This window comes from Rhizobium sp. KNZ14-9A (assembly GCF_056755015.1).
In genome coordinates this window covers 1,423,421-1,448,649 of record NZ_JBPGXB010000002.1, presented here as the reverse complement: position 1 = coordinate 1,448,649, position 25,229 = coordinate 1,423,421, and the positions used below count along the sequence as shown (strand labels likewise).

At 60.8% G+C, this 25,229-nt stretch carries 23 protein-coding genes; 12 read left to right on the top strand and 11 right to left on the bottom strand.

Going from position 1 to position 25,229, the window contains the following annotated elements; genetic code table 11:
- Positions 1-159 precede the first annotated feature (159 nt).
- Together ACR9ZQ_RS13560 and ACR9ZQ_RS13555 are read right to left on the bottom strand one after the other, a co-directional pair.
- Complete coding sequence (locus ACR9ZQ_RS13560; protein WP_310388403.1) at positions 160-561, bottom strand: hypothetical protein; 402 nt, start codon at positions 559-561, stop codon at positions 160-162.
- 80 nt (positions 562-641) lie between these two features.
- Positions 642-1,577 (bottom strand): AraC family transcriptional regulator, encoded by a 936-nt coding sequence (locus ACR9ZQ_RS13555; protein ID WP_481428050.1) that lies wholly within the window; start codon positions 1,575-1,577, stop codon positions 642-644.
- Between the two features lie 247 nt (positions 1,578-1,824).
- Here ACR9ZQ_RS13555 and ACR9ZQ_RS13550 point away from each other — a divergent pair, with 247 nt between their 5' ends.
- The 3 genes from ACR9ZQ_RS13550 (at position 1,825) to ACR9ZQ_RS13540 (ending at position 5,900) form a co-directional block, all read left to right on the top strand.
- Positions 1,825-4,572: an autotransporter domain-containing protein gene (locus ACR9ZQ_RS13550; protein WP_481428049.1), complete on the top strand. Its 2,748-nt coding sequence runs from the start codon at positions 1,825-1,827 to the stop codon at positions 4,570-4,572.
- Positions 4,573-4,730: 158 nt separating this feature from the next.
- Positions 4,731-4,877: a hypothetical protein gene (locus ACR9ZQ_RS13545; protein ID WP_310388409.1), complete on the top strand. Its 147-nt coding sequence runs from the start codon at positions 4,731-4,733 to the stop codon at positions 4,875-4,877.
- Positions 4,878-5,273: 396 nt separating this feature from the next.
- A complete protein-coding gene (locus tag ACR9ZQ_RS13540) occupies positions 5,274-5,900 on the top strand; it encodes a cysteine hydrolase family protein (RefSeq protein WP_481428048.1) in 627 nt (208 codons plus the stop codon).
- Positions 5,901-5,966: 66 nt separating this feature from the next.
- Here ACR9ZQ_RS13540 and ACR9ZQ_RS13535 read toward each other — a convergent pair whose 3' ends face one another.
- A complete protein-coding gene (locus ACR9ZQ_RS13535; RefSeq protein ID WP_310388414.1) occupies positions 5,967-7,973 on the bottom strand; it encodes an ABC transporter ATP-binding protein/permease in 2,007 nt (668 codons plus the stop codon).
- A gap of 167 nt (positions 7,974-8,140) precedes the next feature.
- Positions 8,141-8,494 carry an antibiotic biosynthesis monooxygenase family protein gene (locus ACR9ZQ_RS13530; RefSeq protein WP_481428047.1) on the bottom strand — a complete coding sequence of 118 codons (354 nt, stop codon included), beginning with the start codon at positions 8,492-8,494 and terminating at the stop codon, positions 8,141-8,143.
- A 560-nt stretch (positions 8,495-9,054) separates the two neighbouring features.
- Here ACR9ZQ_RS13530 and ACR9ZQ_RS13525 point away from each other — a divergent pair.
- Together ACR9ZQ_RS13525 and ACR9ZQ_RS13520 are read left to right on the top strand one after the other, a co-directional pair.
- Positions 9,055-9,624, top strand: coding sequence for a TetR/AcrR family transcriptional regulator (locus tag ACR9ZQ_RS13525; RefSeq protein ID WP_481428046.1), 570 nt, complete (start codon positions 9,055-9,057; stop codon positions 9,622-9,624).
- Between the two features lie 65 nt (positions 9,625-9,689).
- Complete coding sequence (locus ACR9ZQ_RS13520; protein ID WP_481428045.1) at positions 9,690-10,520, top strand: SDR family NAD(P)-dependent oxidoreductase; 831 nt, start codon at positions 9,690-9,692, stop codon at positions 10,518-10,520.
- A gap of 156 nt (positions 10,521-10,676) precedes the next feature.
- On the opposite strand, the gene ACR9ZQ_RS13515 is transcribed toward ACR9ZQ_RS13520, so the two are convergent.
- From ACR9ZQ_RS13515 to ACR9ZQ_RS13505, 3 genes are all read right to left on the bottom strand, one after another.
- The gene (locus ACR9ZQ_RS13515) at positions 10,677-11,585 is read right to left on the bottom strand and encodes an RNA polymerase sigma factor (RefSeq protein WP_481428044.1); all 909 of its coding nucleotides are present in this window, start codon (positions 11,583-11,585) and stop codon (positions 10,677-10,679) included.
- Complete coding sequence (locus tag ACR9ZQ_RS13510; protein ID WP_481428043.1) at positions 11,582-12,325, bottom strand: SDR family NAD(P)-dependent oxidoreductase; 744 nt, start codon at positions 12,323-12,325, stop codon at positions 11,582-11,584. The genes ACR9ZQ_RS13515 and ACR9ZQ_RS13510 overlap by 4 nt, the downstream gene beginning before the upstream one ends.
- 109 nt (positions 12,326-12,434) lie before the next feature.
- A complete protein-coding gene (locus tag ACR9ZQ_RS13505; protein ID WP_481428042.1) occupies positions 12,435-12,740 on the bottom strand; it encodes a hypothetical protein in 306 nt (101 codons plus the stop codon).
- A 122-nt stretch (positions 12,741-12,862) separates the two neighbouring features.
- Between ACR9ZQ_RS13505 and ACR9ZQ_RS13500 the strand changes: the two genes are divergently transcribed.
- Complete coding sequence (locus ACR9ZQ_RS13500) at positions 12,863-13,828, top strand: MBL fold metallo-hydrolase (protein WP_310388425.1); 966 nt, start codon at positions 12,863-12,865, stop codon at positions 13,826-13,828.
- Positions 13,829-13,890: 62 nt separating this feature from the next.
- Positions 13,891-14,241 (top strand): DUF2200 domain-containing protein, encoded by a 351-nt coding sequence (locus tag ACR9ZQ_RS13495; protein ID WP_481428041.1) that lies wholly within the window; start codon positions 13,891-13,893, stop codon positions 14,239-14,241.
- A gap of 240 nt (positions 14,242-14,481) precedes the next feature.
- Here the strand turns inward: ACR9ZQ_RS13495 and ACR9ZQ_RS13490 are convergent, their stop codons facing one another.
- On the bottom strand, positions 14,482-15,099 hold the full coding sequence (locus ACR9ZQ_RS13490) for a TetR/AcrR family transcriptional regulator (protein ID WP_310388429.1): 618 nt from the start codon (positions 15,097-15,099) through the stop codon (positions 14,482-14,484).
- A gap of 103 nt (positions 15,100-15,202) precedes the next feature.
- On the opposite strand from ACR9ZQ_RS13490, the gene ACR9ZQ_RS13485 reads away from it, so the two are divergent.
- Genes ACR9ZQ_RS13485 through ACR9ZQ_RS13475 form a run of 3 tightly spaced genes read left to right on the top strand, consistent with a single transcriptional unit; the run spans position 15,203 to position 20,400 of the window.
- A complete protein-coding gene (locus ACR9ZQ_RS13485; RefSeq protein ID WP_310388431.1) occupies positions 15,203-16,279 on the top strand; it encodes an efflux RND transporter periplasmic adaptor subunit in 1,077 nt (358 codons plus the stop codon).
- A complete protein-coding gene (locus tag ACR9ZQ_RS13480; protein ID WP_481428040.1) occupies positions 16,276-17,346 on the top strand; it encodes an efflux RND transporter periplasmic adaptor subunit in 1,071 nt (356 codons plus the stop codon). Before ACR9ZQ_RS13485 ends, ACR9ZQ_RS13480 begins: the two co-directional genes overlap by 4 nt.
- Positions 17,347-17,358: 12 nt before the next feature.
- Entirely contained in the window at positions 17,359-20,400 is a 3,042-nt protein-coding gene (locus ACR9ZQ_RS13475; RefSeq protein ID WP_481428039.1) for an efflux RND transporter permease subunit, read from the top strand.
- 87 nt (positions 20,401-20,487) lie between these two features.
- On the opposite strand, the gene ACR9ZQ_RS13470 is transcribed toward ACR9ZQ_RS13475, so the two are convergent.
- A complete protein-coding gene (locus tag ACR9ZQ_RS13470) occupies positions 20,488-21,381 on the bottom strand; it encodes a LysR family transcriptional regulator (protein ID WP_481428038.1) in 894 nt (297 codons plus the stop codon).
- A 152-nt stretch (positions 21,382-21,533) separates the two neighbouring features.
- Here ACR9ZQ_RS13470 and ACR9ZQ_RS13465 point away from each other — a divergent pair, with 152 nt between their 5' ends.
- Both ACR9ZQ_RS13465 and ACR9ZQ_RS13460 read left to right on the top strand, forming a co-directional pair.
- Positions 21,534-22,007, top strand: coding sequence for an SRPBCC family protein (locus ACR9ZQ_RS13465; protein WP_481428037.1), 474 nt, complete (start codon positions 21,534-21,536; stop codon positions 22,005-22,007).
- A gap of 66 nt (positions 22,008-22,073) precedes the next feature.
- A complete protein-coding gene (locus ACR9ZQ_RS13460) occupies positions 22,074-22,730 on the top strand; it encodes an NAD(P)-dependent oxidoreductase (protein ID WP_481428036.1) in 657 nt (218 codons plus the stop codon).
- Between the two features lie 179 nt (positions 22,731-22,909).
- On the opposite strand, the gene ACR9ZQ_RS13455 is transcribed toward ACR9ZQ_RS13460, so the two are convergent.
- Both ACR9ZQ_RS13455 and ACR9ZQ_RS13450 read right to left on the bottom strand, forming a co-directional pair.
- Positions 22,910-23,917 carry an MBL fold metallo-hydrolase gene (locus ACR9ZQ_RS13455; RefSeq protein WP_481428035.1) on the bottom strand — a complete coding sequence of 336 codons (1,008 nt, stop codon included), beginning with the start codon at positions 23,915-23,917 and terminating at the stop codon, positions 22,910-22,912.
- A gap of 290 nt (positions 23,918-24,207) precedes the next feature.
- Positions 24,208-25,146 (bottom strand): LysR family transcriptional regulator, encoded by a 939-nt coding sequence (locus ACR9ZQ_RS13450; RefSeq protein ID WP_113322115.1) that lies wholly within the window; start codon positions 25,144-25,146, stop codon positions 24,208-24,210.
- Between the last annotated feature and the right edge of the window lie 83 nt (positions 25,147-25,229).

The window sequence follows — 25,229 nt, the reverse complement described above, 5'->3', positions numbered from 1 at the left end:
GTCGCCTCGTCGAACATAGGACGTTTGAGGTGCATCAACACCGACAGCCGTTTGCACGCAATTCCGCACGCAAAACCGCTGCGCACTTTTCCTGGAATTGCTCTCCTGTTTCACGCAATTCCGCACGCAAAACCGCTGCGCACTTTTCCTGGAATTGCTCTAGCAGTTCGGGCGCACCTGTGCGGACGTGTCCGATCCGGGAAGCCCGGCCGAGGCGCCGGTGCCGGTCATTCCGTTGCAATCGGGTGTTCCCTTGCCCATGCCATTGCCGGTGCCGGACGTGCCGCGCGCTGCCGGATTCGTCGTATCGGGATTGGGCAGGGTGTTGATGCTGCCGGTTGCGTTCGGCGACATCGTATTGCCGGTGCCGGCACCCGTGCCGGTCCCCACGCCACCGGATGCGCCGGAGCCGATAGTGCCGCCGCCGGAAATGCCGCCAACACCACCTGTGCCATTGGCCGCACCGCCCGCGCCGCCACCAACGCCGCCCGATGACTGCGCCATTGCCGAAGTGGCGAGCCCGATGGAAAGGATGGATGCCGTGATGAGCTTCAGAAGCATGAGAAACCTCCATAGTGCTTCATTGGTCATCAGGCTCAACCTGAGGCTCGGCGCGAAGTTCCGCTCAGGACAAATAAGTTTCAGCTTGCCAAAGGAAGGACGATGTCGAGATTCTGCATGGTGCCGACATGGTTCCAGGGCGGCGAATTGTAGAATTCATATCCCCCGTTGCCATCAGGCAGGAACATTTCGCTGGATGCCGCGAGCCAATCGACGCTGACGAATTCGTAGGTCCGAAGGATCTCGGCGTAAGAACCTGAATGGTTCATCGAGACATAGCGGCCCGCCCGAAACCGCAGCGGCGACAGGGCGGTATTGTCAGTCAGAAAACCCTGATCCACGACAGCACAGTCGTAGCGGACGAGTTCCCCTGGCGTGATCAGCGGCGTGTCGAGGGTGATGCCGACCGGCCGCGCTTCTTCAAGTGGAAAGCCGATCCGCTCCAGATAGTCGGCAAATTTCCGCCAGTTGTCCTCGACCAGTGCATAGGATCCATAGAACCGCATGGCCAAAAGCCTCAATTCCGGACGCTGGCCGACCTTCACCCGCGCCAGGTCCGTCTTTTCCGGTCTCGGCCGAGCCGGCAGCACCTTCTGGGCCGCGACACGGTAATCCGAAGGCGTCAATCCGAATTGCCTTTGGAACGCGCGGATGAAAGCCTCATGGCTGGCATAGCCGGCATTGAACGCGATGTGCGTGATTGGCTGCCCGCTCATCTGCAGATTCATCGCCGCACGGTCGAGCCGTGTGCGGCGCATGTAGGCGCTTGGCGATTCCCCCATGACCTCCTGGAACTGCCGCTGGAAGTGAAACGGACTGAGGCCGAGATGGGCCGAAATGTCCTGCAAGGTCGTTGACGCGGCGGGAGTACGCTCGATCATGCGCACAGCGCGCGCAATGCGGGGATGGTCGAGCATTCGCGGGGGCGGCGCCTTCCGGAGCGAAGATGCATTGTAACCCGCCGGGGGCGGATCGTAAGCCGGCTCCCGATCGGAACTTTCGAAATCATCGTTCATTGAAAATATCAAAGACTACGGTTGGATAAGGGGCCAACCTTAGCCTTACCGCAAGCTTTATCAAGTCAGCGGACGCGCTTTCCGTGTAGAGAAGCGCATTCCTGTGCGATATTTTAAACCACTGCGAGTTTTTTTCATGGCCCTCTCCCTGCCCGGCCGTCCGGCCCCAACCTTTCGACGGCTGTCCGAGACGCCGGAAAGCAGCGGGAACAACCGGCATGATCGGGCTTCTCCGGGCAGGACGTTCATGCGGCGCGTCATGGTTGGCCCACTTTCCCTGATTCTTCTTTCGATGATCGTGCTGTTCTGCGCGCTAACGTCTTCCGCCCAGTCCGCCCCGGTCGTTACCTCCGTTTCGGTCCCCGCCAACGGATATTACAACGGCGGAAACAACCTGACCTTTGCCGTGCAGTTCAGCGAGAACGTAATAGTCGGCGGCACACCGTACCTCTCCGTGGTGATCGGCAGCACGTCGCGTCAGGCAAGCTATCTGTCAGGAAGCGGGACGAGTTTGCTCCTGTTCGGCTACACGGTCCAATCCGGCGACAGGGACATGGACGGCGTGCAGCTTGGAGCCGTGATCAGCCTGAACGGCGGCACCATCGAGAACGCCGGAGGTGAAACGGCCGGCCTCGGCCTCAGCAATGTCGCTCCGACGACCGGCGTCTTCGTCAATACGCAGAACCCAGCTGTCGTGACCGCCGTCGACGGCAATCCGTCGTCCAACGACACGCAGGTGATGTTCCAGATCGTATTTTCCGAGGCCGTGACAGGCTTCACAGCGGCAGACATAATCTTGGCCACGACAGGAACCGCCAGCGCCACGCTGGCCAACCTCCAAACCTCTGACAACATCAAGTATACGATTCTTGCCCAGAATATTTCCGGCTCGGGCACTCTCCGTCTCGATATCCCGGCAGGTTCCGCTCAGAATATCGGAGGCAACGGCAACCTGGCAGGGACCGGAGCGCCATGGACCGTCAGCGCCTCGTCCAATGCCGATCTGTCGCAGTTGCAGCCCAACCAGGGGAGCCTCAGCCCGGCTTTCAATGCGAATACGCTGACCTATGCGATCTCGGTGGCCAACAATGTCACCGCGATTACGCTGACACCTGTCGTCTCCGAGCCGAACGCGACGGTCACGGTCAATGGTTCTCCGGTCGCTTCCGGAAGCGCCAGCAGTTCCGTTACCCTTGCTGTAGGCGCCACGGCGATCACCGTCGTCGTCACCGCGCAGGACGGAACGGTGAAGACCTACAATGTCACCGTGACGCGTGCCGCCTCCGCGATAGCCGATCTCGCTTCGCTGGTTCCGAGCAGCGGAACGCTTGACCCCGGCTTCAACCCGAGCATCCCGACTTATGACCTCAGACTGGCCAATGCGGTTGCCAGCATTGCGTTTACGCCGACGGCTGCCGATCCCACGGCGATCATCTCCGTGAACGGCAGCCTCGTACCGTCAGGGACAGCAAGCAGCTCGATTGCGCTGTCGGTCGGGTCGAACTACGTATCCGTCGTCGTCGCGGCGCAGAATGGCACGCTCCGGAGCTACCTCATCGACGTGATCAGGTCCGCTCCGGGGCCGACAGCCACGTCCCGCACCATCAATGTGATGGCGGGCACCACTGTCGCAGTCGATCTTACGGCGGGCGCGACCGGGGGACCCTTCACCACAGCGGCGTTCACCTTCCAGTCGAACCCGGAAGCAGGAAGCGTATATCTCGACGCACCGCAGAAGCGGCTCACCTTCTCGGCGAGCCCTTCATTCGCAGGATCGGCAGAGGTTGGCTATACGCTGTCGAATGCCTCCGGCACGTCGGTTCAGGCAACGATCACATTTGCCGTTACTGCCCGTCCCGATCCGACTGACGATCCCGATGTGGTCGGCCTTCTCAATGCGCAGGTGGATGCCGCCAGGCATTTTGCCCAATATCAGACGCGCAACTTTAACAGCCGCCTGGAGCAGCTGCACGATGAGGGCGAGCGCCAGCGCCGATCGCTTGATATCCGCCTCGGGCTTCGCCGCTCCGACAATGGTGGCCCCGGTGGCGGGATCGTCAATGCCGAGCGCCAGTTCGGCTGGCCAGGCAGCAGCGCCCCCGACCTCATCAATCCCTCCGTATCCGGCCGGCAAGGCAACGGCTCAAACCCGGAGATCCAAGGGCCGGATCTCGGGCCGTTTGCAATCTGGTCCGGCGGCTTCGTCGATTTCGCCGATACGGGCAACAGCGGTCTGGACATCGGCTCGACTACGGTCGGCGTGAGCGCCGGCGTGGATTACCGGTTTTCCGATCGCTTCGTCGGTGGCTTCGGTCTGGGATATGGCCACGACAGGAGCGATGTCGGCGATAGCGGCACGGAAAGCCGCGGCGCGGCTTACAGCGCTGCGATCTACGGCTCCTTCAAGGCCGCCGAGAACCTGTTCCTCGACGGCCTGATCGGCGCGGGGCGGCTCGATTTCGATTCAAGCCGCTACGTCGCCTCTACGGGAGATCTCGCCACGGGAAACAGGGATGGGCGGCAGATGTTCGGCTCCCTCACCGCCGCCTACGAATTCCGGGACAAGACATGGCTCGTCTCTCCATACGGCCGGTTCGAATTGTCCAGGTCATGGCTCGACGGGTTCACCGAGAACGGCGGGGGCATCTACGGCCTGACCTATGGCGATCAGACGGTCGATACGGCCGCGGGCGCTATCGGCCTTCGCCTGAGCTATACCGTGCTGATGGACTGGGGAGCGCTGACACCCGGCGTGCGGGCGGAATATACCCATGATTTCGCCAGCTCCAGCCGGCTGCGGCTCGGATATGCCGACATCGGCACGCTTCCATACGAACTCGAAGCGGAAGAATTGGGGGATGACTATTCCACACTCGGGCTCTCGCTCGATGCCGCATTGCTGAACAACTGGGCGGTCGGCGTGGAATACCGGGCGGCTGTCGGCAGCGGAAGGCAGGACCACGCCATCGGCGTAAGGGTGAGGAGTGAATTCTAGAGCATATCGCGCAAAACTGTGCAGCGGTTTTGCGATAACGACATGCATAAACAAAGAGATAAAGCGCGGCTAGCGAATCTTGGAGATCGCGACACGCTTTAGCAAGGGCGGCGATAAAACCGCCAGCGCCGGCTCAACGGCGGGCGCCAGCGCCGTCAATGGCACAGCGCAAGAGCGCGTACGCGCCCTTCGATATCATGGGCGCGATGATGTTCGACCGAGAGAATGTCGATCAGGTCGGCGAGTTTGAAATGGTGCTCGCAGCCGCCAACGTCGATGTGAATCTGGTTGCCGCTAATGTGTAAGCCGACGGCAACGAAGTTTCTCTCTTCGCCTTCATCCAATACCGATACAATAAACAGAGGCCCCTCCCTCTTTCGCTTATCTCTTTTTATAAAGTAAATCGGTGAATGCTTTATTATTAGCAGTTAATAATAATTTGTACTCAATACATTGCTATAGATCAATGCGTGGCAGGCAGAAATGCGCCCTTGCGGTCATCTGCCGATCAGCGGCACGCGAGCCAAATGCGGCCGTGCCTTTGAATTCTGGAGACGGCTGAAACCCTGATGGCATCGGGAGCGTCAGAGCATTTTCTTTTCGCCGATTGCGGCAACCAGACCGCGCGAGCGTTGGATCGCTGTTCAAATGGACATCCATGCCCTACTTAAGGGCGGTCACCATTGTCAGGGAACGCGCCAATGACGATACCCACGGCACTTGCAGACTGGCTTTCTCCCGATCGAACCGCATTGCTGATCTACGATATGCAGATCGGCATCGCCCGACAGGTCCCGGGAGCGGAAGAAACGAGCCGTCGCATCGCCGATATCGTCGCTGCGGCCAGACGCACCGGGATGAGAATCGCCTTCTGCCGCCAACTTTCTCTGCCGAAGCCGTGGATGGGGCTGTTTGCGACGCGCATGGCAATGGCATGGCAACGCACCGATGACCCCGAGGCTGTAAAACCCTGGTTCCTGAAGGACAGCGAAGCGGTTCAGATCATTCCGGAACTCTATCCGCAGGAGCAGGATTTCGTGTTCGACAAGCTCGGAATGTCGGCTTTCGAGGGGACGCCGCTCGAAATCGCCATGCGGGATGCCGGCCTTTCGGCATTGGCGATCTGCGGAATTGCGATGGAGATCGGCATAGAGCCGACCTGCCGCCACGCCGCCGACCTCGGCATCGTCCCGATCCTGATCGAAGGCGCATGCGGATATGGAGACGCGGAAGCCGCCAGACGATCCGTCGACTCCCTTCGCTTCATGGGCGACACCATTCTGTCGAATACGCAGGAATTCCTGTCAGCCGTCGCGCGTCCGCAATAGCGGCCCGGGCACGGAACTCCGGCAGGCCATCTGCGCGAAGGCCGCGATTTGCCCCGAAGGCGGATGTCACTTCTTATTCCTGGACAATTCCGCCTTGCTCAAATCCGTGCTGCCTTTCGCCAGGGAGCGCGGGCTCTCCAAAAGGCGCGAAAGCACGTTTCCTTTTCTCTTGCGCGGGATGAGATCGATGTCGCTCACCAGCTTTGCGCCGCCCTCGCGCCGCTCCAGGGTGATCTTGCGGCTATGGAAGGCTTCGAGCTCGGCGCGATGCGCCACACTCACGATGGTGACTTTGGGCAATTCCTCAATCACCATCTCCATCATCCTGTCCTGGCTCTTCTCATCGAGCGCCGAGGTTGCCTCATCGAGCACGATAATGTCAGGGTTGTGGAGTAGCAGACGCGCGAAGGCCAGCCGCTGCTTTTCGCCGCCTGACAGGATCTGGTCCCACGGCGCCTCTTCCTCGAGCTTCTCGTTCAGATATTCGAGCCCGACCTTCTGAAGGGCCACGTTGATCTCATCCAGCGGCCAGCCGTCGGCGGCATTGGGATAGGCGACGGCGCGGCGCAGCGTGCCCGAGGGGATATAGGGCCGCTGAGGCAGCATGAACAACCGCCTGTCGGCATGGAAATCGACGCTGCCGCGACCCCAGGGCCAGAGACCTGAAATGGCGCGGACCAGCGTGCTCTTGCCCGAACCGGATTCGCCCGCCACGAGCACCCGCTCGCCCGGCTCGATCTCGACCTGTGTTTCCGTGACCACGGCCGTGCCGTCATCCAGCGATACGGCGAGATCGTTGAGGCTCAGCATCGTCTCGCCTTCCGTTTCGCCATGCTGGATCCGCCCGAGCGCGTCACTCTGTTCGGCCCGCTCCAGCCCGTCGAGCGACATCATCAGCGAGGCGACACGACGCGCACAGGCGTTCCAGTCGGCAAGCCGCGGATAGTTGTCGACCAGCCATCCGAAGGCGGTCTGAACGATGGCGAAGGCTGACGCAGCCTGCATCACTTCACCCAGCGTCATGCTGCCTTCCAGAAATTTCGGCGCGCAGAGCAGCACCGGCACGACAGGCGCAATCAGCATCGACCCATGCGACACGAAGGTCGTGCGCATATACTGGTGGGACAGCTGCGCCCATTGCTTCAGCACATTGGTGAATGTCTTGTCGAGGTCGTTGCGCTCCTCCTCCTCGCCGCCGAGAAGTGCTATGCTCTCGCCGTTTTCGCGCACATGCGTCAGCGTATAACGGAACTCGGCCTCCACCTGGTTCTTGACCTCGGAGACCTTGACGAAATGCCGGCCGATGACGGCAATCGTCGTGGAGGTGATCGCAGCGTAGAGCACTGCCGTAACGACAAGAAAGCCGGGAATGGTGATCGACGTCCCGCCGATCGGCAGGGTCAGGGCACCACCGATCGCCCACAACACCACGATGAAGGTCGAGGCCGAGAGAAAGGCCGAGATGACGCCGGCGGTGAAATCGACGGGCGATTCCGTCGCGATCCGCAGATCCTCGGAAATACGCGCCTCGGGGTTTTTGTGATCGCCGCCGATGAGGTTCAGCTGATAGTAACGGCCGTTGGCCAGCCAGCGCGCAATCAGTGCAGTCGCCAGCCATCGGCGCCAGTGTCGCTGGATCATCATGCGGACATAGACTTGCGACGTCACGAGAACGACACTGCCGGCCACGAGCGGCAGGAAGACGGCGCTCAGATAATAGACGGTGGCGGCATCGTGCCGTTCTATGGCGTCGAATATGCCGCGGTTCCACCTGTTGATCCCATACTGGAACCCGACATTCATGCCGATCATAACCAGCAGCCCGATGGAACACGGCCAAGCGAAGCCATCGCCGCTGCGGCCCCAATAGCCGCGGGCGCTGATCCAGAAACGCTTCAGCAGATATTTCTTGCGCGCCTGCTCGGCCTCCTCCGGTGTCAGATCCGGATCGGGTTCGATAACATCTGGCGGCGGCGCGACCTCGACAGTCGATGCCTTCCCCTGGGGTGTCTCCTCGGCACCATCAGGCCTGGCGCCGTCGACCGATTTCGGCTTCAATTTTGCGTCGGTCATGCCAGCGAAAACGGATTACCGATCGAAAGGTTTCACGAGCGGGGCCAAGCTTGATGCTTGCCGGAAACCGGAAGGTGGATCGACGGCTTCGACCGGACCGATATGTCGGGGAGAAACCTGAACCAGGACACAATCGGCACGCGAAAATCCGCTATTCGGCGCTTCCATTATGTGGCACTCGCCATCTGTTGGCTCTCGCTGTCAAACCCGTAGGCTCGCTGCACGAGAGCGACGCGAATTTCGTACTTCGAGTACCAGTCTTTGCGGCCTCTTCGTTGTGCTTCAACATGATCGACGACGGCCTTCCATGCGCGGATACTGTCTTCGTCTTTCCAGAACGATACCAGTATTCCGAAGCCATCTGCGCCGCGAGCGCTTTCGAAGCCGAGATACCCCGGTTGTTGACTAGCAAGTTTGGTCATTGCGTAACCAATCTCGCCATAACCATCGTCCAGGTTTGTTCGCTGTGAGGTGAAGCTAACCATATAGTATGGTGGTTCTGGTAGCACGGTTATCTGCATGTGATTTCCTCTGTTTTCGAGTCAGAAGCTACTTGCGCAATCCATTCCCCATCCATTTCGGCAGGACCGCTAAGTCCGCTTTCGGGCCCGAAGCAGATATCCGCTGCCTCCGCCCCTGGAGAGATGATCGGAAGTGGGTGATGCTTGCCCGCAAGAGTTCAGGTTAAGAAGGGCATGATATCGACTCCGTCACCAGGAAACACGGTGATGTGCGGATGGTCCTCGAACATTCGTGCGGCGGCATCAGCGGTTTCCGCCTGAACCACGAGATAGCCGCGGCACTACCTCCTATGCTCAATGGTTTGTCAGCTTACACGCCACTCGTCGAAAATCACCCGCGTAGCCCATAAAAATGGCGGCTTCGGGGGCGCAAAGCGGTCGACTTGGCCCGTCCGCTGAAGCCTGTGTGTAAGTCGGCATCAAGTTTCCGATCAACCGCCGTAACGACATCAATCACTTACGTTGCGTATCGGCTTCACGCTGCCCCACAATCTGCAAGCTTTGACAAAAGATCCGGGCCGTTTATACCAGCGTGAGCACTCGCTCATTATAGGCTGATCATGGCTCGCCCCCTTAGTGAAGACAAACGCACTGCCCTGCTGAATGCTGCCGTCGCAGCAATCGCCACGCTCGGCACCGCCGCGTCGACCGCCAAGGTGGCAAAGGATGCGGGTCTGGGTGAGGGAACGTTGTTCGTCTACTTCCAGACGAAGGATGAGCTCCTCAACCAGGTCTTTCTCACACTCAAGGCCGACCTGCGGGACGCAATCACTTCGGATTATCCAGCCACCGCAAGCGTCAAGGACCGCTTTGCCCATATTTGGGACCGCCGTATCAATTGGGGCGCGACCAGCCCCATCAAGCAGAAGGCCCTGCGACAATTGGCAGTTTCCGAGAAGCTGCAGCCGGCCAGGGAAACGGCGACCGACGCGGATTGCCGCAGCATCGAAACCATCTTTGCCGAAGGATTTCAAAGCAAAGTCCTGAGGCCGCAACCCGTCGAGTTCCTCGTCGCGACCATAGACAACCTTGCGGCCATGGTGCTCGACATGGCGGAAGGCTCACCCGACCGCCTCGCCGAATATAAGGACCTCGGCTGGTCCTCCCTTTGGAGCTCGATTTCACGCTGAGGACGGGCCGCTACTTTTGATCTTTAAATGAGTGCGTACTCACTTTGTTTACAGGAGATAATGAAATGACGAAAACCTGGTTGATTACCGGCAGTGCAAACGGCATCGGCCGCGCCACGGCCGAATTGGTTCTTGAACGCGGCGACCGGCTGGTCGCAACGGCTCGTAACGTGGACCGGCTCGCCGATCTCAAGGAAGCATATGGCGCCAATGTCGAACTGTTCGAGCTCGACGTCACCGATGCCGACGCAGCGGGTGGCGCAACACGCAGGGCGGTCGATGCATTCGGCGGCCTCGACGTCCTGCTCAACAATGCGGGGTACGGCCATCTGTCCCCATTTGAGCAGACCTCAGCGGAAGATTTCAAAGCCGAGATCGATACCAACTTCTATGGCGTCGTGAACCTTACCCGAGCGGCCTTGCCAGTCATGCGCGCGCAACGGTCTGGACACATCATCAACATATCCTCGAGCTCGGGACGCTTTGGCGGTGCCGGTTCGAGTGCTTACAGCGCGGCGAAATGGGCGGTGAGCGGCTTCACAGAATCCATCGCCAAGGAAGTAGCCACCTTCGGCGTCAAGGCCGTGGCGATCGAACCCGGTAGCATCAGGACCAATTGGACGCGCGTAGCCCGAGGCCACGTACCCGAACTTTTGCCTGAGTACGTCCCCACTATCGGCCTGATCATGAAGATGACCGAGAACTATGCCGGCAACGAACCTGGCGACCCTTCCAAGGTCGCCCAAGTCATCTTCGACCTCTCGCGACGCGACGACCTGCCCGAGCATTTGATCCTCGGCAGCGACGCGATCACGCGCATCGAGGAAGCCGAAGCGGCCCGTACTGCGATAGCAAATCAATGGGCCGCGATCAGTCGCTCGACCGACATTGATTAACGAGTGGCGCCGGCAATGCCGGCGCCCGCTCACTAAGAAAGCGAGCGTCGGGTAGCCCCCGACGACGTCCGCTTTCAGGAAACGATAACCGGGGCTCCACGTCTGATATGAGGGCGCAGTGCGGACCTTAAGAAAGCGCGTCTCGATCAATGCCGGTCACCGCGATGCGGCCAGCATGACCTCAGCACCTTCAATGACATAGTTCGCATAGCGATGGTCGCGGATCAGGCTTATCTTTTGCTCCCGCCATTCGAGCAGCATGAAATAGGAAGGACCATCAGGCGGTTCGGCTGATACCAGCAAGATTTCCCGGCCTTCCAGCCAGGCCGGTTCGATCCTGACCGGCGGATATTCGGCATAGTAGGTGAAAAATCGACCGATGTCGGCGGCACCGGAGATTTCCGGCCGTCGCGCCTGACGAAGCCGAACATCCTGCGCCAGCATGCGGCGCAAAGCATCCCAGTCTCGGGCGTTGAATAGCGCTGCAAAGTTCAGGACCTCGGGACTCGGTGGTGGAGGAACCTCGGAGCGCACGTCGGAGATGGCGCGCAATCTCGCCCGACCGCGCGACAGATGGGCCTTGACGGCATCGACACTCAGTTCCAGCAGCGCTGCGATGTCGGCAAGCAACTCTCCCAACACATCCTTGAGGATGACAGCGCTGCGTTGCGGCACCGGCAATTCTGCAAAGTGGCCGAGGGCCACCCGCACCGCGTCCTGCCGGATCAGCGCGTCCTCCGGACCGACGGCGCTGATATCGGCCAGATCGAAAGCCATCTCAAGGGGCTCCGATCGCAGCGTACTGCGCTGGCGCAGGGCATCTATGGCTCTGTTATGGACAATGCGAAACAGCCAGGGTCGCAGCGGCGTGCCCGGCGGGATCGAGCCAGCCGTCGCAAATACCCTGGCAAACGCGTCCTGAATCACATCCTCGCCGTCGATGACAGAACCCACCAGACGGGCAGCATAGCGGTGCAGTTCGGGGCGAAGCGCGTCCGCTTCGCTCGCGAGCGCTGCGAGCAGAGTTTTCCTCTCTTCGTCTTCGAGAGCAGCGTCTTCTGTCATTCGATGACCGTCACACCCGTATCCCCACGCACCGCGTAGACCATGGCCTCGGTAAGACCCGTCCTGCCGATCAGGTCGGCGACCATATCGCCAAAAGCCCGCGGCGTCATGTCCGGCCAGGTGGCGGCCTGTTCGGCAAATGTCCGACCCGCCGCCGCGGCATAGGCCGCGATGCCGGTATCGCCCACACCGGTTCCTGCAAACATCTGCCGGGGAACGATGACCCGGAACCGCAGACCCAGGCCGAGTTGCGCAGACAGGCTCTCGGCATATTTTGCAATGAACCACTGCGCGCGCTTGGCTCCCGCATAGCCGCCCGATAGCGGCGACCCCTGCACGGCGGCTCCGCTGGAGACCAGCACGACAAGCCCGCCCGGCGTCATCGGCAAGGTCAGAGCAGCCTGTACCCAGTGCAGCGCGGCCTTGACGTCCACATTCCAGTTGGTCGTGAATGCCTCCCAGCCAATCCGGTCGATGCGTTCCATGGGCGGTTCCGCACCGGCATTCATGATGACGAGATCAGGTCGCGCCTGCTCCATGATCCGCCATGCCGCGTCGACATCGGTTGCATCGGCCGATATGGCGGTGACGGTCCCTTGCTCGCCTGCCCCCTGCGCGGCCGTCGCATTTCGGGCGACCACGGTGACGTCGGCTGCGCGCGCCACGAATGCCTCGGCAAGCCCCCTCCCCAAACCGCGGCTCCCGCCGACAACCACAATTCGCTTTCCGTCCAGATTCATCTCTCAGTCCTCATTCGGGTCGATCCAACCGTTCGACGACGGTCGCAACTACGACGTTCCAGCGAGGCAAAAAGAGTCACTGCCATCTGCGATTTGTGGCGGCCGGCGTTTAAAGATCTGGCTCGACCGAAATTCGGCGGTGATCGATATCGGCCTGGAACGGAAGCTGCCATGGATTTCGCTCTCCCGAAACAACGGCATCCGCGAAGGCGCGGATGATTGCGCGCAATTTTCTGATATTGTACATTCGCGCAACTGCATTGAGAGCTTCCGTCCGGGGTTTATCATGCGAGGGGGAACAACGATCTGATGGGGCATCTGCGGCCCCCAGGCGCGACGATGACGACCAGAGCGTTCCCATCGCCGGCTCCGCTTTTTCGTCTATCAAGCTGATCAAGAAAAACAGCACGCTCAAACCGTGCAATCGCCTGCTCTACGGCATGTGCTCCACGCATCCCGAAATCATCACCCCAGGCGGGGAAGCGTCTTCATCCTGACCCCTGCAGCCCCGCCGCCATTCCGGAAAGGACCTGCCAGATGACCCAGGATTTCAGACTTTCCCGTCGCGGGTTTTGTCTCTGCTGCATGGCCGCCTCGACATTCGCTGCATCGGGAGGCTGGCTCACCCCAAGACAGGTATTCGCGAAGGCTCAGGGCATTGTCGACCTGATCCGCGACTCCGCCGCCAAGGACCCGATCAAAGTACATAAGGCAAGGGCCGGCGTATCGATCCTTGAAGGATCGGGCGGAAACATCGCCGTCCTGACGGGGGCGGACGGAAAGGTCCTCATCGATGGCGGCATCACCGCGTCCCGGCCCCGGATACTCGAGGCCCTGGCCCGACTTGGCAAACAGCCGATCAGTCATCTCATCAACACGCACTGGCATTTCGATCATACGGATGGAAACGCATGGCTGAACGCCGAGGGCGCGGCCATTCTGGCGCATGAAAACACTTGCAAACACCTGATGTCAGTCGTGAGGGTCGAAGACTGGGATTACGAGTTCCCGCGACCGCCGCTCGCCGCCGTGCCGTCGGAAACCGTCACCGACGAGATGTCCCTCAAGCTCGACAAATCCACCCTGATGCTGAAGCATCATCCGAATGCTCACACCGATGGCGACATCTCTGTCACCTTCGGCGAAGCAAACATCGTCCACGCCGGAGACCTCTATTGGTACGGCATCTATCCGTTCATCGACTATTCGACCGGCGGCGGGATCGACGGAATGATCAAGGCGGTCGAGGACATCCTGGCCAATGTCGCCAACGACACGATCGTCATCCCCGGTCACGGTCATCCCGTCAGCAACAAGCCGGAGCTGGTCGAGTACAGGACGATGCTGGTCGATATCCGTGGGAACGTCGCCAAACTGAAAGCCGCCGGAAAGCCGATCGACGAGGTCATTGCCGCAAAGCCTACGGCCGAGTTCGATGCGAAATGGGGGCAGTTCCTCGTTACCCCCGAATTGTTCACGCGCCTCGTCTATCATGGCGTCTGAAAAGATCGTGCAACGGGAAGCTGCCCGCGCCGTCGCGAGATGCGCAACGTCTGGGAGGAGGCATGACGAAGCATCGTATCTATTCGATCAGCGTCGCAAGCGTTTACCCCCATTATATCGCCAAGGCCGAGAAGAAGGGCCGCACCAAAGCGGAGGTCGATGAGATTATCTGCTGGCTGACGGGGCACAGCCCGGAGAGCCTGGACGATGAGCTGTCGCAGAAAACCAGTTTCGAAGATTTCTTTGCGCAGGCGCCGGCGATGAACCCTTCCCGGTCGCTGATAACAGGTGTCGTCTGCGGCGTGCGCGTCGAGGAGATCGAGGAGCCGACCATGCGGGAGATCCGCTACCTGGACAAGCTGGTCGACGAGCTCGACAAGGGAAAGACGATGGAGAAGATCCTGCGAGCATAGCCGCGGCCGCGGCCCGCGGCTTCAGTCGACCAATCCGCATCTCAGAAGGATAACGGCGGGCTTTCAGTCTTCATTCTGGCCGGATTCGACCGTTCGACGACGGTCGCAACAACAACGTTCCAACGAGATTAAAAGAGTTATCGCCATCTGCGATTTATGGCGGGCCAGCGTCTAAAAGTGTGACTCGACCGAAATTCGACGGTGATCGACTTCGAATGGATTTCGCGCCGGCCTTGCCGATCAGGCCAACAGTCCGTGCAGCACGAGATCGACATGCGCCTTCAGGTAGGCATCCCTGTCCAGGGGCCGCCGCTCGTCGAAGAGAAGCTTGAAGAACAGGAAGGTGATGGCTGGCGCCACGACTGCGTCGGAGAATGCAGCCGGCGCCGAGCGGAATTCGCCAAGCCTTACGCCGTCATCGATGAGGGACTGCATTTGCCAGTCGAGAGGATCGATGAATGCCTCGTGATGCCTGTCGACGATCTGGGGGAAGCGTGAACCTTCGGCGATAATGAACCGCATCAGTTCGCGCAATCTGCGGTCCCTGACCACGAGATCGTAGATCAGCTCGATCGTCTTCTGAAGCCGCTCCGCAGCAGTCCCCTGCTGTTCGTTTGCGCGCGCCAACAGACCTTCCAGCGGCGTCGAAATATGCCCGATCATCGCTTCGAAAAGCTGTTCCTTGGTTTCGAAGTAAACATAGACGGTTCCCTTCGTGACCCCGATCCGGCTGGCGATGTCTTCGACACGTGTCGCGACATAGCCGCGCTCGACGAATTCTTCAAACGCAGCGTCCAGGATCTCTATGGGTCGGCGAGCCTTCTGCTCGGCGCGCGTCAATTTCTTCGTATCAGGCATGGCTCACCTTGAGCGTTTTTCGTGGTCGGGCGTCAAGAAATTTTCATTGACTAATGGGTTAGTCAATATTATTCGTCTGCCGAACCGATGCAAGAGGTAAATCATGAAAACTGTCCTTGTTGCCGCCTGGCTGGGCGTCAGCGCAGTCGCGCTTGCCTCATGCGAAAAGCAAAGCGCGAGTGAGGCAAAGCCAAAGAATGTGGAGGCTGTCGTGGCCAAGGTCACGCCAACAGTCGAAAACAACGCCATAACAGGCGAAGTCAGCGCACGCGTCGAAAGCGACCTTTCCTTCAGGGTCAGCGGGCGCATTGTCGAGCGTCTCGTCGATGTCGGCTCATCGGTGAAGGCGGGACAGGTGCTCGCGCGCATGGACGCCGAAGAACAGAAAGCCGATCTCGGCGTCGCCACCGCCAACCTGCAATCGGCGCTTGCCCAGCAGACGCAGGCCCAGCTCGCGTTCGACCGGCAGCAGAACCTTTTCAAGACGCAGGTTGCGACCCGCGCGGCACTCGATCAAGCCCAGGAGGCGCTGCTGACGGCTGAGGGCGGCGTGAAACTGGCGCAGGCGCAATTCGATACGGCACAAGACGCGCTCTCCTATACGGAACTGCGCGCCGATGCCGATGGCGTCATCACCGCTAGAAATGCCGAGGTTGGCCAGGTCGCTCAGGCGGCGCAACTCATCTTCACGCTTGCCCATGATGGACCGCGCGACGCCGTCTTCAATGTCTTCGAGTCCCTTTATCTCGGCCGCAACCTTGAAAACACGGTCGCCGTCAGCACCCTCTCGGCGCCATCTCACAGAATAGAAGCCTCCGTGCGCGAGATCTCGCCCACGATCGACCCGTCGACCGGAACGATCAGGGTCAAGGTGGGTCTCGAAGGCACGGCGGACATGCAGCTTGGCGCACCTGTTGTCGGCTCCTTCCGCTCCGTAGCGCAGGATGCAATCGAATTGCCGTGGTCGGCCATGGCCTCGAAGAGCGGCCAGCCGGCCGTCTGGATCGTCGACCCCGCCTCATCGAGCGTGTCGCTCCACCCGATCGATGTCTCCAACTATGAGACCGGCCGCTTTGCGGTGCGCGCGGGTGTCTCCCCGGGAGACATCGTCGTCGTCGACGGCACGAAGTTCCTGCGACCAGGCGAGGTCGTCGCATACGGCAAGGGAGCCGCAGAATGAATATCCGTATCACAGCCGGCCTTGCGATCGTCGGATCACTGCTGCTGACCTCCTGCCAGAAGCAGGAAGAAGCACATGAGCAGCCGCCGCGTCCCGTCCTTTCCGTTGTCGTCAAGTCGACCGCAGCCTCCGCACTGACCCTGCCAGGCACGGTCCAGGCCAAGATCGAGACCCAGCTGGCATTTCGGGTCCTCGGACGGGTCATCGCCCGCAAGGTCAGCGTCGGCGACGTCGTGAAGAAGGGCGATGTCGTTGCTGCCATCGATCCGCTGGCGCTGGAACTTGCGGTCAGAAGTTCGCAATCCGAGCTTTCCAATGCGCAGGCGCAGCTCGCGAATGCCGCATCCACCGAGGAACGCCAGCGGTCCCTGCTCCAGAGCAGATCGGGAAGCGAGGCGGCCTACGAAGAGGCCGAACTTGGGCGCAAGAGTGCCGCTGCCGCGGTTGCCAAGGCCCAAGCCAATCTGGACAAGGCCGAGGAGCAGCTCGGATACGCGCAGCTCAGGGCGGAATTCGACGGCGTCGTGACGGCGACTTCGGCCGAAGTCGGCCAGGTCGTGGCCGCGGGCCAGAGCATTGCGACCATCGCCCGCCCTGAACAGAGCGATGCGGTGATCGACATACCGGTCGCAAGCTTCGACGGCCTCAAGGTGGGATCGCCCTTCGAGATTGCTCTCCAGCTGGACCCGACCATCCGTGCGAGCGGCGCCGTCAGGGAGATCGCACCGGAAGCCGAGGCGACGACCCGCACGCGACGCACAAAAATAACGCTCATCGATCCTCCTGCCGCGTTTCGCCTGGGCTCGGTCGTAACCGCAACCGCAACCGTCGACGCTCAGCCGACAATCCTGCTCCCCTCCTCCTCCATCCTGATCAAGGACGGAAAGCCGAACGTCTGGGTGGTCGATCCCGCTGCCGCCAAGGTTTCCATCCGCGCGATCGGGATCGACGGAGACGTCGCCGAGGGAGGCTCCGTTCGCATCGCCGGGGGCATCAGCCCGGGCGAACGCGTCGTCATTGCCGGCGTTCACAAACTAGTCGATGGCCAGGCCGTCAGAGTAGACTGAGGAAAAATCCCCGTGAAAAAATTTAACCTGTCCGACTGGGCGCTCGAACATCGTTCGCTCGTCTGGTACTTCATGATCGTCTTCATTCTGGCCGGCGCCTTTTCCTATATCGGTCTCGGCCGCGAGGAAGATCCCAACTTCACTATCAAGACCATGATCATCCAGGTGCAGTGGCCTGGTGCATCAGCCGAGGAAGTGACCAAGCAAGTCACCGACCGCGTCGAAAAGAAACTCGAGGAACTGGAATCGCTCGATTTCACCCGCAGCGAGACGGTTGCCGGGCAGACGACGATCTTCGTGGAATTGCTGCCGACGACCAAGGCCAAGGATGTGAATGCCATCTGGATGCGCGTACGCAACATGATCGGCGACATCAAGGGAGATTTCCCGAGCGGCGTTATCGGGCCGTTTTTCAACGATCGTTTCGGCGATGTCTTCGGCAATATCTACGCCTTTACGAGCGACGGGCTGACACAGCGCCAGCTTCGCGATCTCGTCGAGGACGCGCGCGCAAAAGTGCTGACCGTTCCCAATGTCGGCAAGGTGGACATTATCGGCGCGCAGGATGAGGCCATCTATCTCGAATTTTCGACGCGAAAGATCGCCGCTCTCGGGCTTAACCAGCAATCGGTGATCGAGACGCTGCAGGCGCAGAATGCCGTGACGCAGTCGGGCTTCGTCGACGCCGGTCCCGAGCGCATCGCCTTGCGGGTCAGCGGCCAGTTCACTTCAGAGGAAAGCCTCAAGGCGATCAATCTTCGTGTCAACGATCGCTTCTTTCCGCTGACCGATGTCGCCACGATCAAGCGCGGCTACGTCGATCCGCCCTCCGCACTGTTCCGCTATAACGGCCAGCCGGCGATCGGGCTCGCGATCGGCATGAAGACCGGCGCAAACCTGCTTGAATTCGGTGAAGCGCTCGACAAGGAGATCGAGCAGGTCACTGCCGACCTTCCCATCGGCGTAGACGTGGAACGCGTTTCCGATCAGCCCGCCGTCGTGGACGAGGCCGTGTCGGGCTTCACGCGTGCGCTGTTCGAGGCGATCGTCATCGTGCTTGCGATCAGCTTCATCAGCCTCGGCGTTCGGGCGGGGCTCGTGGTTGCCATCTCCATTCCGCTCGTGCTGGCGATCACCTTCCTCGTCATGGCCTATACCGGTATTTCGATGCAGCGCATTTCGCTGGGCGCGCTGATCATCGCCCTTGGCCTTCTGGTCGACGACGCGATGATTGCCGTGGAAATGATGGTGGCCCGCCTGGAGGTCGGCGACGACCTCAGAAAGGCGGCGACATACGTCTACACCTCGACCGCCTTCCCGATGCTGACAGGCACGCTGGTGACGGTCGCGGGCTTCATCCCCGTCGGCCTCAACACCAGCGCCGCCGGCGAGTTTACGTTCACCCTTTTCGTGGTGATTGCTGTCTCGCTCCTGGTTTCATGGGTCGTTGCGGTCCTGTTCACGCCGCTGCTCGGCGTGACCATCCTTCCGAAGACCATGAAATCGCATCATGAGCAGAAAGGCCGTTTTGCACGGATCTTCGCATGGCTCCTCGGCCTGGCCCTGCGCTGGCGCTGGATAACCATCGGCGCGACGGTGGCGGTGTTTGCCCTCTCCATCGGCGGCATGAGCCTGGTGCAGCAACAGTTCTTCCCGTCCTCCGACCGGCCCGAACTGATCGTCGACTGGAACCTGCCGCAGAACAGCTCCATCTCGGAGACGAACAGGCAGATGGCCAGGTTCGAAAGCGAGATGCTGGCCAACAACGGGGATATCGATCACTGGACGAGCTATGTCGGACAAGGGGCTCCCCGCTTCATCCTGTCCTATGATGTGCAGACCCCCGACGTCTCGTTCGGCCAGACGGTGATCGTCACCAAGGGGCTCGACGTTCGTGACAAGGTGAAAAGCGAGCTTCAGGCATATCTGACGAAAACCTTCCCCGGAACCGACGCCTTCGTAAAGCTTCTCGACATCGGCCCGCCGGTCGGCAAGCCCGTGCAATATCGCGTCAGCGGGCCGGATATCCAGAAGGTCCGTGACATCGCCCACCAGCTTGCCGGCATCGTCGGCCCGCATCCGCTGCTGTCCAACATGACCTTCGACTGGAACGAACCATCGCGCGTGGTCAAGGTCGATGTGCTCCAGGACAAGGCGCGCCAGCTGGGTGTCTCGTCGCAGGATATTGCAACGGCCCTGAACAGCATCGTCGAGGGATCGGCTGCCACGCAGATCCGCGATGACATCTATCTCGTCGATGTGATCGGCCGAGCCCAGACCTCCGAGCGAGGTTCGATCGAGACGCTGCAAAACCTTCAGCTTGCCGGCTCCAATGGCAAGTCCGTGCCCTTGTCTGCCGTTGCGAATTTCCACTACGAACTGGAGCAGCCGACGATATGGCGGCGCACACGCACGCCGACCATCACCATCAAGGCCGCGGTGGTGGGACCGACCCAGCCGGCAACGATCGTCACCGAACTGCAGCCGAAAGTCGATGAGTTCCGCAAGGGCCTTCCGAGCGGCTATCGTATCGTTGACGGCGGTTCGGTCGAGGAAAGCGCCAAAGCGCAGGGGCCGATCGTGGCCGTCGCACCGCTGATGCTGTTCATCATGGCGACGATCCTGATGATCCAGCTGCAAAGTTTCAGCAGGCTGTTCCTGGTCTTCGCCGTTGCCCCCACCGCGCTGATCGGCGTTGTTGCAGCGCTGCTGTTCAGCAATTCGCCCATGGGGTTCGTCGCAATCCTCGGCGTCCTGGCGCTGATCGGCATTCTGATCCGCAACTCGGTCATCCTTGTCGTGCAGATAGAGCATCTTCGAAGCGAGGGCATGCCACCCTGGCAAGCCGTTATCGAAGCGACGGAGCATCGAATGCGTCCAATCATGCTGACAGCGGCCGCAGCCACGCTCGCGCTGATCCCGATCTCCAGGGAGATATTCTGGGGGCCGATGGCCTACGCGATGATGGGCGGCATTGTCGTCGGCACGGTCCTGACGCTGCTCTTCCTGCCTGCTCTGTATGTTGCCTGGTTTCGAATACCCCGCGAGGCCTGACAACATAAGGCCCGTCCGGATCACTCCGGACGGGCCCCCTCCCGCTGACTAAAACGCGTTGCAAGCCATCTCGTTAACGCCTCCCTTTCATCCTCCAATATAGGCTGCCAGTTCGTCGGGCGTTCCCATCGGAAAGGCTTCCTTCAGATAATCGAGAAAGGCCGATACGCGGGGGCTCAGCAGCCGCCGCGATGGATAGAGCGTCCAGAGCGCGATCTCCGGCCCGTCCACATCGCCCCAGCACACCAGGCTGCCGGCGGAGAGATCGTGACTGACGAGCGAGATGGGAAGCCGCGCGGCGCCGACGCCCATGCGCACTGCATCTCGCACCATGATGAGCGATGACAGCCTGAGCACCGGATCGATGGCGATGCCCGATCGGCCGGTCGCTTCCTTGACATGCCATATGCCAACCTGATCGCCCGCCCCCCGCACGACGGCCGGCACGTCTGAACCATCCGCCGGCCGCGCGAGAGCCGGGCTCGCCACGACCACCAGCCGGTCGCGCAGGAATATCCGTCCGACGAGGCTCTCATCCGGATCGGGATTGACCCGGATCACCAGATCAAAGCCCTCCTCCACCATATCGACGGCCCTGTCTTCCGTCGTCACCTCGAGCCGGACCTCGGGATAGGCGAGCGCGAAGCCCGCGGAAAGCTTGCCCATCGCCGTTTGCGAAAACAACAGCGGCGCGCTGATGCGCAGCCTGCCGCGCGGCCTGTCCCCGCCTGAAGCGATCGACGCTGCCGTCTCGTCGAGTTCGGTCAGCAAGGCCCCCGTCCGCTCGTAGAGCGCCCGCCCCTCCTCCGTCAGCTTCAGGACGCGCGCTCCGCGCTCGAAGAGACGCAGGTCGAGCGCCGCCTCCAGCTCCGCGACCCGGCGCGAGAGCGTCGCCTTCGGCCGCCCGGCGGCGCGGGCTGCGCGCCCGAACCCGCCGTGGCGGGCAACAAGATTGAAATCGGCGAGCGCAAGCAGGTCCATGTGTTCCACCCATGAGACGAACCGTCCAAAATCTGCGTCTATCGGATCATTTCTGAACCATCCATCTTGAAGGTGTCAAGCAACCGAACACAGCGTCGCCGCCTCCGCCTGATGGCAGCTGCGCCACGCAAACCAAGCAGAGGACTATGACGATGATCTATTCAAGTGCGACTGTCCCGATCAATCCGGAAGGCGAGACCCCGCTTACCCGTGCCCAGGCATGGCAGGGTCTTGTGCTCAAGGCACGCGACGCCCGCGAATTCCTTCCGCCCAACCTCTGCACCGCTTGCGAAGTGGTCGAAGAGAGCGCCACTCATATCGTGCGCGAGGCGACGATCGCCGGCCAGGATCTGCGCGAAATCATCACCTTCGAGCCGGACAGCAAGGTCACATTCTTCCAGGCCACCGGGCCGCGCGAAGGCGCGATCGTCAACGAGCTGTTCGAGGATGAGGCAGGTGCGCTGCAACTGCGCTTCTACTGCTATCTCGGCCTGCGCGGCAAGGAGCCCGATGGCCCCGAGGAGCAGGCCGAACAGGCCTGGATGGATGGCGACAAGGGCTACAAAAGCGCCCTCATTTCGACGCTGAAGCGGACCCGCGAACTGCTCGCAGAGGGCAGGCTCTGATCATCAACCCGAAACGACGGGACGGCCTTGCGTGAGGCGTCCCGCCTTGCCAATAGGAATAAAGCCATGACCGACAATATCCAGGCAGATCAACCGAAGATCCTGATCCTTGGCGCAACCGGCCCCACCGGCCGTCTGATCGTCACCCAGGCGCTGGCACGCGGCTACGACGTCACCGCGCTCGTGCGCTCGCCCGAAAAGGCAGGCGACCTGGAGGGCGCCAAGCTCATCGTTGGAGATGCGCGCGACAAGAATGCCTTGCGCCAGGCCCTGAAGGGCCGCAATGCCGTCATCAGCGCGCTCGGCACGCAGGCAAGTCCGTTCCGTGAAGTCACGCTCCTATCGACCGCGACGCGCGCCCTCGTCAACGCCATGAAGGCGGAGCAGGTTTCCCGCCTCGTCTGCATCACCGGCATCGGCGCCGGCGACAGTGCCGGGCATGGCGGCTTCCTCTTCGACAAGCTGATTTTCCCGCTTATCCTGAGCAAGGTCTATGCTGACAAGAACCGGCAGGAAGCGATCGTGAGAGACAGCGGCCTCGATTGGGTTCTCGTCCGTCCCACGGTGCTGAACAACAAGGCCGGCGGCGCACCGGTCCGGGCACTGACCGACCTCTCCGGTTTTGACGGCGGCACGATATCGCGGGCGGATGTTGCCGGCTTCGTGCTGGACCAGCTGCATCAGGATCGCTGGCTGCGCCAGGCACCTTTGATCACGCAGTGAACGGATATCCGCCTCGTCCCTGATGTCCGCAAGAAGACACGGGGATGAAGCGGCGGCGGATTGCGACGAGCATGCCCCTTCGCCGATGATGTGCCGCCGCACGAGTGGCGGCGGCAACCAATAAGCCACATGGTATTCGGTCTGATCCGACATGGCTCGGCGTATGATGCGTTTGGCTGTCAGGCGCCCTGTTGGAAATACTGCAAGGCCGGAGAGATGAACTCGCTGTTTTCCCAAGTCGGATACTTCGCGCGGATCTCGCTTTGGAGATCGCTGACGGAACGCCCACCAGCCCGAACGAGGCTGCGCATCGCCGAGAAGTAGGCGAGCACATCCTCGGCGATTTCCACGCCGCCCAGATTGCCGTGACCGGGCACGATCAGCCGTGGTTCGAGGCGCCGAATATCATTCAAGACAATCTCCCACCGCGCGACATCGATGTCGCCTGAGGTGATCATTGGCGGGAATAGAGGAACGATCGGAAACATCCTTTCCTCAAGTAGGTCGCCAGCAAAGACGATGCCTTCCTGGGGAAGGTATATGATCTGGTCACCCGGAGTATGCGCTGTGCCCCAGGTGCGGAATTCGACCATCCGACCGCCAAGGTCCAATACTGCCTGGGCGCCGTCATAAGTTTCATCGGGAGGGGTAAGCACGACGCCGTCCAGCAGGTGCTTCTGCGTAGGCGGAAGAACGCCGGTACGAAAGCCATCAAGCAGTGTCGCACCGGAGCGCTGGAGGTAATCGCGCTGGGTGGCGTTGTAGTAGATTCGTCCGTCCGGTTTGAACACCTGCGCTCCGAAACCGTGCTCGGGATGTGCGTGCGTGACCGTCAGGACGATCTGCCGGCCTGGAGCAAGTTGCCCCGCGAGTTGCATCACCTTCTCTGCGTTTTCGACGCCCATCCCACAATCGACGACGAGCACCTTTTCGCGACCGACGATGATGCCGATATTTGGGACGAGTGGTATCCGTTTGTCAGGCAGGACAAACACGCCAGGCGCCATCTCAGCGGGGAAGCGTGTATCGACGATCGGCATAGGCCGCGCGGCCAGAAGCGGCTGCGCGTCTTGCGCCTGCGCCACGCCAGGCGGCGAAACGACGGCGGCCAAACCACCGGCCATGGAGAGCTTCAGCAAGAGCCGTCTATCAACCAGTCTGCTTGTTTTAGGGTCTGCGGGTTCCATCGATTTTCCTCATCTATGTTCCAATCGCGCCACCTCCCCAAATCGGAGAACAGCCGCGTCTGCACATTTTGCAGGATGAGCAGCACCCAACCATTCGGCAAATTGATTTCCTGTATTTGTTGACATCCACAGCTTTTATGATGAGCGCTTGGCGTCGATGCCCTACTCCTGAACTACAGGATTGAATCAATTAAGAAAATTGATGCTTGCAAGATGCCGAGCGTAGTCCTGTAGCGGGCTGGAGCGCGCCCCAAATGCCAGACGTTACGCCCCGAATTATGGGTCGACCGTCAGTCAGCCGTTGAACGGTCACCGAGGGCAGGCAGTGACATCGAGAGGGATGCGATGCAGTCCCTGAACCATCGCTGGGCAGGATGAACATCGTTGCGCCGATGCCACGACAGGACGAACTGGACAGGCTCCAGCTCGAGCGGTAGTGGCAGGATCGAGAGTTCGTGCGAGTGTCCAGATGCGAGAACCACGCCTCCCATCAGCGTCGCGATCATATCGGAACGAGCAATCAACAGGGGCGCTGCGTACATATGCGGGAGCGTCAGCGCAAGACGCCGCTTCAGGCCTTGCTTCGCCAGGGCCGCATCGACTAGTCCAAATCGGTCGTTCTCCGGCGAGACCAGCAGGTGAGAAAGTCCGAGGAACGTCTTGAGGTCGAACGGCGCCGACGCGACGGCGTGCCCTTTTCGAACGATGCAGACGAACCCTTCCTGAAACAGAGGTCGATTGAGAATTCTGCCCGTCGGCGAAGGCGGCACGCCGATGGTGAGATCGACCTCCCCGGAATCGAGCATGCTGATGGCGTCGTCACGCGCCGTGAAGTTGCGGATGCGCAATGTAATCCCTGGCGCCTGTTCGCGCAGGGCTTCAAGAAGACTTGGCAGCAGGACGAAGGTTGGGTGATCGGATAGACCCAGAGAAAAACTGACCGTCGAGGTCGATGGGTCGAAGCCTTGGGTGAATTCAAGCGTCCGCTGAATCTCGGCCAGTGCATGACTGAGCGGCTCGGCTAAATCGAGGGCGCGTGGCGTCGGCTGCAGCCCATTCGGCCCGCGAATAAACAACTCGTCTTTCAATAAGGTTCGCAGCCTTGAAAGGGCCGCGCTCATGGCCGGCTGCGTGCGCCCGATCCGTGTGCCAGCGCGGGTGACGCTTCGCTCGGCCATCAGCGCGTCGAAGGCAACGAGCAGGTTAAGATCGATACCGTGCAAATCCATAAAATGGATGATTACACATACTCAATATCGATTTCAAGCATGACGCGCCGTCGGATAACGTCTTCCCAAGCCACATCCTCAGC